Origin of the sequence: Algoriphagus vanfongensis DSM 17529, from assembly GCF_000429465.1 — a bacterium.
In the GTDB taxonomy this organism is placed as follows: Bacteria; Bacteroidota; Bacteroidia; order Cytophagales; family Cyclobacteriaceae; genus Algoriphagus; species Algoriphagus vanfongensis.
This window is the reverse complement of record NZ_KE386906.1, coordinates 29,293-40,262: the sequence shown is the minus strand read 5'-3', so window position 1 is coordinate 40,262 and position 10,970 is coordinate 29,293. Positions and strand designations below refer to the sequence as shown.

The following is a 10,970-nucleotide window of genomic DNA, read 5'->3' as shown; positions in this document are numbered from 1 at the left end:
TTATTCAAGCTATTCTACTTTCATTGTTCAATTTTCAAATCGAATAGTACCAAATTTTGGATGAAAAGACTTTTAGAACAATCTACATTTGCGGCCTTTTCTTTTTTTGAAGAAAATAGGTTTCTTATTGCGCTACCACTTCTATTTTTTATTAGTCACCTGACCTGGGCTCAGGACACGCATCATTGGGGCAATCAGTTTGGGACACGTGCAGCATTACTTGGCGGAGCAGTTCTGACAGACACTTTGGACAATGCTGGCGTTTTTTACAACCCCGGAAATTTGGCCTACTTGGATTCAGGTAGCCTTTCTCTCAATGCCAATTTTTACGGACTGGAAAGTATTCAAGTAGAAAACGCACTTGGAGACCGTGCTGATTTCAAAGGACTTCAATTCAATTCCTTTCCCTTGCTGATCAGCGGTTCTTTCAGCCTCAAAAACAAACTTAGAATTCACTACGGACTATTGACTCCTGTCAATTTCAAATTTAACGGCATCGCTAGGATCGACCGCATCAGCGACTTGGTAGATGAAGCAGAAAGTCCTGGACCGGAAGAATTATTGGCTGAGTCTGGTGTCAACACACGCGTACAAGAGACTACACTTGCCTTGGGGATTGGTAAAAAAATCAACCCCAACTTCAGTTATGGGGTCTCGTTGCTGAGCACGCTACGATCAGTGGATTATTCGTTTCGATTTGCTGCCAAAACCTTGACTAACAGCGTCGATTATATTTTAATATCCAGAACCGAGAATCAGTTTGTCAACTATTCAACCGTGAGATCCGCTCTCAAAGGAGGTTTCAACTATCAAGGAAATGGTTTTGCAATAGGAATGACTGTCACAAGCCCAAGTCTGAATCTCTTCGGAAATGGGACTGTAGCGGAAGATTTGACCCTGACCAATCTCAAGCCAGAAAACTCCGACCAACGTGTATCGGCCTATGCTTCTGACCGGCAGGAAAAACTCAAAGCGAAGTTCAAATCCCCTCTAGAAATCGGATTGGGAATCAAAAAACAATGGGGATCTCAAGGTTTGAGTTTAAACATTGGGCATTACTTCGGGTTTGACAGTTACAGATTGATCGAAGCAGAACCTAATTTATTGATCAGGCCTGAGCTTACCGACCAATTCACCAGTGCAGATTTCCTTAATGTAGAGACCGCCATGAAGCCTGTCACCAACTTTGCGATAGCTTACGAAAATCGAGTCAAAGAAAATCTTGAGCTGATGGGTAGCTTCCGTACGGACTTTAGCTATTTCGATGAGGAACCGTCTCTGGGCAACCAACTTACCACAGAATTTACTCAATGGAACATTTTCCATCTCACGTTTGGAGGGGTTCATCACAAAGAACATAGCAGCTTGACTTTGGGGCTCGCATATAGTTTTGGCGGAACGGACGCTTATGTTCAGGAGGCCAGTTTCACAGACTCAGACCCCAATCCTCCTATCGAAGGGGTGCTTTCGATAGTGAAAGCAAAATACTCCAATATCGGGGCGATCATTGGATATAGTTTTTATTTCAAAAAATTAAACTAGAAGCAGCATGAGAAAATTGCTACTACCTATAATAATGCTATTGGGCATACAGACTTTTGGTTTTGCTCAAGAATCATTGACGACGGTCAATCTAGACCTGATACAAAGTAAAATCAACGGGGGAATGCCCTTGCCTTCGGAAGAAAAATTCTACATCCGGGGAGCGATCCCTAGCTCCATTGAGCTGGTCAAAGTGGAAGTATATCCCTCCAAGAAGTCTGAAAAATCAGGATTCACCTATTTCTGGAAAGCTCCCTTTGGCTATCAGGAAAACTCTTTTCAGGCGCTTGTCGAGGATCCCTTGCGATCCAACGAGGACTATCACGTAGAAATCGGCTTTTATCAAAAAGCTGGTAAAGAAGAAGTGGCGGAACTCCGGAAGCTCATCCAAACCAACTTAGACACCTATTTGACCACGATCACATCGGTCAAAAAAGGAGGAATCCACTTTGAGGATTCGGATGAGCAAATCCTCAACAACATGAACAAAATCATAGAGGCAGGCGCTTTTTATTTTGAGATGCCCAATGGCGCGCCCTTTCCGGGTTTTTCGGATTTGACAAGGAAAAAGCTCGAGCAGCGAAAAAAACTAAAAATGGGTAAGGCTAAATACAATGTATCTGGGCTTAGTGAAGCTGACAATGCGAGAGGCGCTTATGCACAGCAGTATTTGAGTGAATTGAAAGCCATCGTATTTGCTGAAGTAGATCAATACCTCACCACCAATCTCCTAGCTCGAGTGGATGAGAAAAACTTTCAAAACTATCCTACCGAGAAAAAAGCAAACTCTATCCCAATCAACGTCGGCTACGGAGCAATCTCCTTGTCCAAGAACCTTCCACAACAAGAGTTTGTGTACAGTCCATATGCCGGGTTTTCATTCCCTTTGGGCAACCGGACATTTGCTAGATTTATGAGCAACATGTCAATCAGTGCGGGCATGTTTCTTTCAGGAGACATCGAAAACTCGCTGGGAGAGCGAATCAGTGGCCCTGCATTTGACCGACCAGTCTATGTGGGCTTAGGCTATAGCTTTTTCAGATTTGTCCGACTCAATGCAGGTGGGACATTTTTGACGACTGAGCAGCTAGACGGCAACAATATCAATGGCTTTCAACCCTATGTGGGTTTAAGTGCCGAGTTTAGAATCTGGTTGGGTTTTGGAAATAAAAAATAAGCAAATGAAAAAGTTAGCAATACTCATCGGTCTGCTGTTTTTTATTTCTCCAGTGATAGGACAGCAATATGGCTACAAATGGAGATTTGGCGTCAGTGCCGGTACGACCAATTATTTTGGAGACATCCGGCCTTTGGGAATCAAAAATTTTGAAGAGTTCACCAAACTCTACAAGCGCTACGATCATTATTCAGAAAACCTCTCCTACCAGCTATCCATCGAATATGCGCTGGGCAACTCAGTGGGACTGATGTTGACAGCTGGGAGCTACCAGTTTGGCTCTGGAGATAGATTTGTTAAAAATGACGGAACCCTTTATGAGGAAGGTATGAATTTTGACAGAGCTCTCAATTTCCAGACAAATGTTGTAGATGGTGGCCTTTCCTTTGTCATCAAACCTGACAACAATTGGTTGCTTTCTGGAAAATCATTCTTTGCACCCTATATCGTGCTAGGTCTCGGAGTACAATCATTCAATGTCTATGGCGATTTGCTCGATGAAAATGGCAATCGCTACGACTATACTAATAGCAACACCATACCTGATGGCACTTTTGAGACGAGCCTGAGAGAAATCGAAACCGAAGTAGAGGGCGGCTATAAGAAAGCTACTATGTACGCAAATCTAGGGTTGGGCTTCCGGTTTAGAGTTGCAAAAGGAATTGAAATCTTTGCACAATCAGACTTTAAAAGAGCCGCTACAGACTATCTGGATGATGTCTCCGGCATGTATCGCACCAGCTACGACAATGATTTCCAGTCCTACGCTGCCCTACCCGGCACCAATACACCATCTGCTGACAATCCTTACCGAGGAATGGAAAACAGCAAAGCAGACTGGTACATTTATCACGGGATCGGCGTCAAATTTAGTTTGGGAGCCAACAAGGAAAGCTTCAATCCTCCAGTGATCAGTCAGCGCTACACCTTTGTGCCTACAGAACTGTCAGAAAAGCAAATGGAAAAAGCTGATTCCAGCAAAGTCTCCCCGACTCCAGCAGCACCCGTGACAAACAATTACTTCACCGTCATCCAACTCCCAGGGTGGGAAGGAAAAGAATTCTTGCGGGACAGTACCACATTGGACTCGATGGCATTGGCAGAGTTAGATGTCTATCGAGACTCCCTACTCGCTCAGAGGGAAGAAATCCAAAATGAACTGCTAGCAAGCCAAAGCCAGGTTAGCCAAATCGATGAAACGATTGCTCTGGCAAGAAGAGACAGTACCGTGTCTTCTGAAATTACCGAGGCGCGTGTTGCCAGTTTGGAAAATGAAAAATCAATCGCAAACGGTCAAATGACCAGTTTGAATACCCTTGACTCCCAGTTGGAATTCAAACTGGACTCTATCAATGCAGTCAAAGTAAATGACGAAGTTCACTACATGGACTCTACTGCAATGATGAAGCAGTTGCTGATCTATCCAGGGCAAGCGAGTAAAATCCTGTACTCTGCCACAGGCCCCACTGAGCTATACCTAGATAGCGTAGCTAATCTACAAGATAGCACGCTCAGCAGTACACAGAGCAGAACGATGGCCTCTGCCCAAGATACTACGGGAATGATGAGCAGAGAGGAGTTTGAAGAGAAAATGGATCAATTCAGATCCGAGATGCTCTCCGCCCAAGCCACTCGTGATTCGGCGATGATGATGGCTTTTGCAGCAAAAATCCCTGAACAAGTAGCCTATGAACCCGAGGAAAGAGAACCTCAGGAATTGCTTATTGAGAATGACAATGTAGATGAGAAAACTGCGAAAAAGCTGGAGAAGAACAGGAAAAAGCAACAAAAGCTCGAAGAGAAAAACAATGAACTTTTGAAAGACGCCCTTTTAGTAGGGGGTACTGCGGCTACTACAGCAGCCATTTCCAATTCCGGCGATAAGAAGAGAGCAGAAGAACAAGCACAAAGAGACTCTCTCATGATGGCACAAATACAGGCTGATTCCATATTGATAGACAGTCTACAGCGCATTGTAGATATCGGCGGGATGAATGACACCGTTTTTATCGAGAAAGAAATCCCATCCACCTCTCATGCACTGCTCAATCAAAGTAAAGTCGAGATCCTGTTTGGCATCAATAAAAGTGAGCTGGCAGAGTCTGAGAAAGAAAAATTACAAAAAGTCAAAGCAGTATTGGATGACAATCCCGAATTGGGACTGGAACTGACAGGCTATGCCGATAATACCGGCTCAGTCAGCTACAATTTGCAGATTTCCCAAAAGAGAGTAGATGCTGTCAAAGCATATTTCATATCCATTGGCATAGCAGAGAGTAGGATCAGTGCAGATGTGGGAGGCTTGATTATCCGAGGTAGTGCAAAGGCTTCTGCAGATGGTGACAGAAAAGTAGAAGTCCGCTTTAAAGAAAATTAATCTCCCAAAACCAAAGAATATTCACAAACAATCTTTATAATATTCAGTTATTCATTAAAAAAACATCTAGTTTAGTAAGTAATCAGTTTGGGATGTTCGTAGATTTGTAGTCCCAATTATTTTGAAAACATCTTTTAATTAAACCCTCTACATTTTGAAAAAAACGATTTTAGTACTGAGTGCTTTTCTGGCTTCCTTCGGGATCAAGGCCCAAGAAAAGCCCAATATCCTCGTCATTTGGGGCGATGATATTGGCACTTGGAACATCAGCCACAATAGCCGTGGTATGATGGGGTACATGACTCCAAACATTGACAGAATTGCAAAAGAAGGTGCTTCTTTTACCGACTATTATGGTCAGCAATCCTGTACAGCTGGTAGAGCTGCATTTTTGGGCGGAAATGTACCCGTGAGAACAGGGATGACCAAAGTAGGTCTTCCAGGAGCCAAGGAAGGTTGGCAAGAGTCTGACATCACCATCGCAGGTGTCATGAAGAGTTTGGGATATGCCACTGGTCAATTTGGTAAAAACCACCAAGGAGACAGAGATGAGCATCTACCTACCAACCACGGTTGGGATGAATTCTTTGGAAACCTCTATCACCTCAATGCTGAAGAAGAGCCTGAGCACAGAGATTATCCTGGAGATATGATGATGGCTAATGGTAAGACATTTGCCGAAAACTATGGCCCAAGAGGTGTAGTCCATAGTTATTCTGATGGCCGCATCGAAGATACGGGACCCTTGACCAAGAAAAGAATGGAAACAGTGGATGAGGAAACTATCGCGGCTGCCAAAGATTTCATCAAAAAGCAAGTAGAAGATGGTAAGCCTTTCTTCACTTGGTGGAACGCTACCAGAATGCACTTCAGAACTCACGTCAAAGAAGAGCATTTGGGCATCTCAGGCCAAGACGAATACAGTGATGGCATGGTAGAGCATGACATGATGGTAGGTGAGCTTTTGGACCTTTTGGATGAATTGGGAATCGCTGACAACACGATCGTATTCTACTCCACAGATAACGGCCCTCACTACAATACATGGCCAGACGCTGGTACTACTCCTTTCAGATCTGAGAAAAACTCCAACTGGGAAGGCGCTTACAGAGTACCTGCTTTCATCAAATGGCCTGGCAAAATCCCTGCTGGCGTGACTTATAACGGTATAGTATCACATGAGGACTGGTTGCCTACTTTCGCAGCAGCTGCAGGTGATCCAAATATCGCCGACAAAATCAAAAATGGTTATTCTGCAATTGGAAGAAACTACAGAAACTACATCGATGGTGTCAATCAATTGGACTATTTGACTGGCAAAACCAAAGAAGCTCCTAAGAAAGAATTCATCTATGTCAATGACGATGGACAAATCGTAGCGATGAGATATGATGGCTGGAAAGCAGTTTTCTTGGAAAACAGAGCTTTTGCCTTCGAGGTATGGAGAGAGCCTTTCACAGAATTGAGAGTTCCATTGCTTTTCAATTTGAGAAGAGATCCATTTGAAAAAGCACAGCATAACGCTACTGTATACAATGACTGGTTCCTAGACCACGCATTTGTATTGGTTCCAATGCAACAAATGGCAGGAAAATTCCTTCAGACAATGGGAGATTATCCGCCAAGCCAAACTCCTGGATCGTTTAATTTGGAGAAAATCCAAAAGCAAATCGAAGCAGGTAGATCTAACTAATCACAACATGCAGATGGGGAATTCCCCATCTGCATTTTTTATCCTTGAAATCATGAAATACAGCAAACCAACTTTCTACTTGGGATTAATAGTCATCGGAATGACTACTTTTTGTACCCCAAAACCTGCTGAAACCAGCGAGGATCCGATTGTAAACTCCGCTCCAATACTTCCTTCTTGGAATGAAAGTGCTCAAAGAGACGCTATCGTTCAATTTGTAGAAAAGACAACCCAGTCTGGAAGTGCTGATTTTGTCCCGGAAAATGAAAGAATCGCCGTTTTTGACAATGATGGTACGCTTTGGGGAGAGCAACCCATGTATTTCCAACTTTTTTATGCCATTGATTTCATCAAAAAAAACGCAGACTCACATCCTGAATGGGCAAATGTTGCCAGTATTCAAGCGATATTAAAAGACGATCTGCAGGGAGCTTTGGCAGGAGGAGAAAAAGCCCTAGCAGAACTTGTCATGGCATCACATGCCGGTATGACAGAAGATGAATTCAATAATTCAATCAAAACATGGCTGGAGTCTACTACTCATCCAGAAACAGGCAAAGCCTACAACAAAATGATCTACCAGCCAATGGTAGAGCTACTGGAGTACCTAAGAGCCAATGGGTACAAAACTTTTATCGTCTCAGGCGGAGGAATAGACTTTATCCGTGTATGGGCAGAAGAAGCTTATGGGATACCTCCTTATCAAGTAGTGGGGTCATCACTCAAAGCAAAATACGAAGAAAAAGATGGCAAACTCCAAGTGGTCAAGTTGCCAGAATTGAATCACTTTGATGACAAAGAAGGCAAGCCAGTAGGCATCCACCAAAACATAGGAATGAGACCTACAATCGCAGTAGGCAACTCAGACGGAGACTATCAAATGATCGACTACACCACCAATTCTCAAGGGCCTAGATTGGGCATTTACATCCATCACACGGATTCAGTAAGAGAATACGCTTACGATAGAGATTCTCACATTGGTCAATTTGCCAAAGGACTGGATGATGCTGATAAGAAGGGCTGGATCGTAGTAGATATGGCAAATGATTGGAAAACTATCTACCCTGATTGAAAATGAAACGTTGGTTTATTGCCGTAGCTCTTCTTTTTGTGGGATTTAGCTCTTTTTCCCAAGAAATAGAAAATACTGAAGAGGAATTGGAAGAAGAACATGTGCCTAAAATCAGAGCTGCGATCATGATGGCCAATTCCCATGTCCCTACAGCTACGGAAGGAGATAAAAAAGTAGCAATCATTCCGGCATGGGGAGCAGATATTGATTACTATTTTCACCCCAAATGGTCTGTTGCTTTGCAGATGGACTTAAAGCTTCAATCCTTTGAGGTAGAAGACGGCGAGTCCACACTGGAAAGAAGCTACCCCTTCTCAGTAGCTCCGGTGATTCACTACCATGCTTTAAGACATTGGTCCTTCTATGTGGGACCAGGCTATGAGTTTGAAAAAAATGAAAACCTTACTTTTTTTAAACTAGGGACAGAGTACGGTTTTGAGATTTCAGAAAATTTTGAAATAGCACTCAATCTTTCCTACGAAAACAAAAAAGAAATCTATAACTCCTGGAATTTTGGAATTGCTTTCAATAAGAAGATCTGGGAAAAAAGAGACTAAACCACACGCTTAATGAAGATTTTTAGACTTGCTTTTCTTTCCTTAATTCTGATTTCATTAGGCACCTACCAAAGCTTCGGTCAGGGTGCCCAAAAAGTCTTCAATCCCATCTATCAGGATTATTTTGACAGTCTGAAGCAGATGGACTATCCCTATGCACTTCCAATTTTGGGAAAGAAAGCCTCAAAGGCCGGATATGACCTTCCTTATGCCTGGGGAGCCAGTTTCATTTATTTCACCCAAAGACAAGAAATCACTATCAACAGTACGATGGTGGGTTTCGGAGGAAGTGAAATGGTGGATGTAAGTCAGTTCATCAAATTTGGTCCTACAATAGCCACTACCAATGCCTACACCGTGAGACCGGATATCTGGGTTTTGCCCTTTCTGAATGTCTACGGGATATTTGGAGGAGGAACCACCCAAACCGACATTACCTTGCTTTCACCTGTAGGATTTGAAACCAGTCAGCATTTCAGGGCAAAAAGTTTTGGTTTTGGTGGCACTCTCACCGGTGCAGTTGGGCCTGTATGGGTAGCTTGGGACAATAATATCAACTTCGCAGATATTGACGTCATCGTGGAGCCGGTGCCTGCATTCAACTCTAGTATTCGTATCGGTCACACCATCCCCTCATTGAGAAATCCAGAACGAAATCTATCTGTATGGGGAGGTACTTTCTATCAAGCCCTGCAAAATGACACCGAAGGATCTATACCTATCAGTCAGATATTTCCGGGTTTCGGTAGCGGCAATGTGATAGGCACACTCAACGAATGGGCAGAAACTCTTCCTCCAGCTCAAAAAATCGTAGCCAAGCAAATCATCAACAAACTGGATGAATTCGGACAGGGAATAGATCCAGGCGAAGACACCATAGAGTATCTGCTGGACAAGGAAGTGACAGCTCCTTTTAACATGATTTTAGGTGCGCAGTTTCAATACAATAAAAACTGGATGCTTCGCTCAGAAATGGGTGTATTTGGCAGAAGAAGTCAATTTCTCCTCAACCTCAACTGGAGATTTGCTGGATTCAAAAAGAAAAATAAGTAATCAGCGACAAAACATTTCTTATGCAGATCTCTCGATTCTATTTCAGTTGTTTTGCGCTCTACCTGACGCTTTTCATGACCTCTGGAGCTCTTCAGGAGGCCAAATCTCAAGTATTGATGAGCTTGCTATTCGGAGATGACTTGAATTCTGAAACCAATCTTTTCGGAATTCACTTAAATGAAAGCACCAATCACTTTTCCAATTTCTCAGACACCAAAGACTTGAGGTCGTTTAACTTAGGCTTGTTTTTCGGGCACAAATTCAACGACAAATACATGCTCAATCTGGAAATGCTCGCAAAATACCGACGTGGTGTGAAAGGTATCTCTTTTACAGAATCTGACAATCCAGACATCAATAGCCTCTTTGCTGAAGCGAACGCGGCCCGAACGATCAATTACCTCAGCGTCCCTTTATCCTTTAGATATTATCGCACTGAGCGATTGTTTTTGGAGCTAGGCCCTCAAGTATCTATGAGGTTAAAAGCATGGGATATTTTCGAAGTAGAAGAAAACAACGACCTAGTGGAATACCGCCGAGACATCAGTGATCAGGTCAGCAAATTTGACATAGGGTACCTGATCGGAATCGGCATGATGGTCGGCAAAGACAAAATAAATGCAATCGGTATCCGACATCACAAAGGATTCAATGACGCCCTGAAAGATCAAGCAGGAAGTCAGAAACATAGCCAATGGGCGATTTATGCCAATCTTCCGGTTGGCAGAGGAAAAATGAAACAAAACGAACAATAACATGAAAAAACTAGTAATTCTACCTTTATTACTTTTCATCCTACAGACTGGTTTTGCTCAGGATCTACGCGTCAATACCTACGCTGGGTATGCATTCAAAGATAAAGTTGACTCTTATTATTCTTCCAGCTCTTATTTTGAAGGAACCATCCAGGATGGATTCAGATGGGGACTGGGAGTAGAATATCATATCCCAGATAGAGGTGCTATCGAAATCCAATACCTAAGACAAGACACAAATGCTCCAACAACTTACCTTGATCAAGGCATATTTAATAACATTCAAAACACCAACTTCGATGTAGCCATCAACTGGGTAATGCTAAACGGAACACGCTACTTCCCGATCAATGAAACGGTAGAGCCATTTGCCGGTGCTGGCGTCGGAATGGGCATCTTTGGAGTAGACAATCCAGACAATGGCAACTCCAATTCTGCCACTAAATTTTCTTGGCAAATTAGAGGTGGCTCCAACTTCTGGCTGGCAGATAATATCGCCTTTCGTATCCAAGCATCCTTGCTTTCTGCAACCCAAGCCATTGGTGGTGGACTTTATTTCGGCACTGGCGGTGTAGGCGGAGGTCTGAGCTCCTACTCGACTCTATACCAGTTTGGCTTTGACGGAGGATTGGTATTCCGAATTCCAAAAAATTAAGATTTTAGCAATCCAATAGCCCTAGATCCATTTCTAGGGCTTTTTTTGTACTTTTATTTTTCAAACTAGGAAAAGCCTAACCTCCC

At 43.1% G+C, this 10,970-nt stretch carries 9 protein-coding genes; all 9 read left to right on the top strand.

All coding sequences use genetic code 11. From position 1 onward, the window contains the following. Positions 1-60 precede the first annotated feature (60 nt). Complete coding sequence (locus tag G460_RS0119085; RefSeq protein ID WP_026956843.1) at positions 61-1,542, top strand: hypothetical protein; 1,482 nt, start codon at positions 61-63, stop codon at positions 1,540-1,542. A gap of 7 nt (positions 1,543-1,549) precedes the next feature. Next, positions 1,550-2,719 (top strand): hypothetical protein, encoded by a 1,170-nt coding sequence (locus tag G460_RS0119080; protein WP_026956842.1) that lies wholly within the window; start codon positions 1,550-1,552, stop codon positions 2,717-2,719. 4 nt (positions 2,720-2,723) lie between these two features. Beyond that, the gene (locus tag G460_RS22760) at positions 2,724-5,096 is read left to right on the top strand and encodes an OmpA family protein (protein WP_026956841.1); all 2,373 of its coding nucleotides are present in this window, start codon (positions 2,724-2,726) and stop codon (positions 5,094-5,096) included. A gap of 154 nt (positions 5,097-5,250) precedes the next feature. Beyond that, positions 5,251-6,789 (top strand): arylsulfatase, encoded by a 1,539-nt coding sequence (locus G460_RS0119070; protein WP_084421450.1) that lies wholly within the window; start codon positions 5,251-5,253, stop codon positions 6,787-6,789. Positions 6,790-6,841: 52 nt separating this feature from the next. Beyond that, positions 6,842-7,864: an HAD family hydrolase gene (locus G460_RS0119065; RefSeq protein ID WP_026956839.1), complete on the top strand. Its 1,023-nt coding sequence runs from the start codon at positions 6,842-6,844 to the stop codon at positions 7,862-7,864. A gap of 2 nt (positions 7,865-7,866) precedes the next feature. After that, on the top strand, positions 7,867-8,421 hold the full coding sequence (locus tag G460_RS0119060) for a hypothetical protein (RefSeq protein WP_026956838.1): 555 nt from the start codon (positions 7,867-7,869) through the stop codon (positions 8,419-8,421). A 12-nt stretch (positions 8,422-8,433) separates the two neighbouring features. Then, the gene (locus tag G460_RS0119055) at positions 8,434-9,474 is read left to right on the top strand and encodes a hypothetical protein (RefSeq protein ID WP_026956837.1); all 1,041 of its coding nucleotides are present in this window, start codon (positions 8,434-8,436) and stop codon (positions 9,472-9,474) included. 20 nt (positions 9,475-9,494) lie between these two features. Next, on the top strand, positions 9,495-10,229 hold the full coding sequence (locus G460_RS0119050) for an outer membrane beta-barrel protein (protein WP_084421447.1): 735 nt from the start codon (positions 9,495-9,497) through the stop codon (positions 10,227-10,229). Position 10,230: 1 nt separating this feature from the next. After that, positions 10,231-10,884 carry an outer membrane beta-barrel protein gene (locus G460_RS0119045; protein WP_026956835.1) on the top strand — a complete coding sequence of 218 codons (654 nt, stop codon included), beginning with the start codon at positions 10,231-10,233 and terminating at the stop codon, positions 10,882-10,884. Positions 10,885-10,970 lie beyond the last annotated feature (86 nt).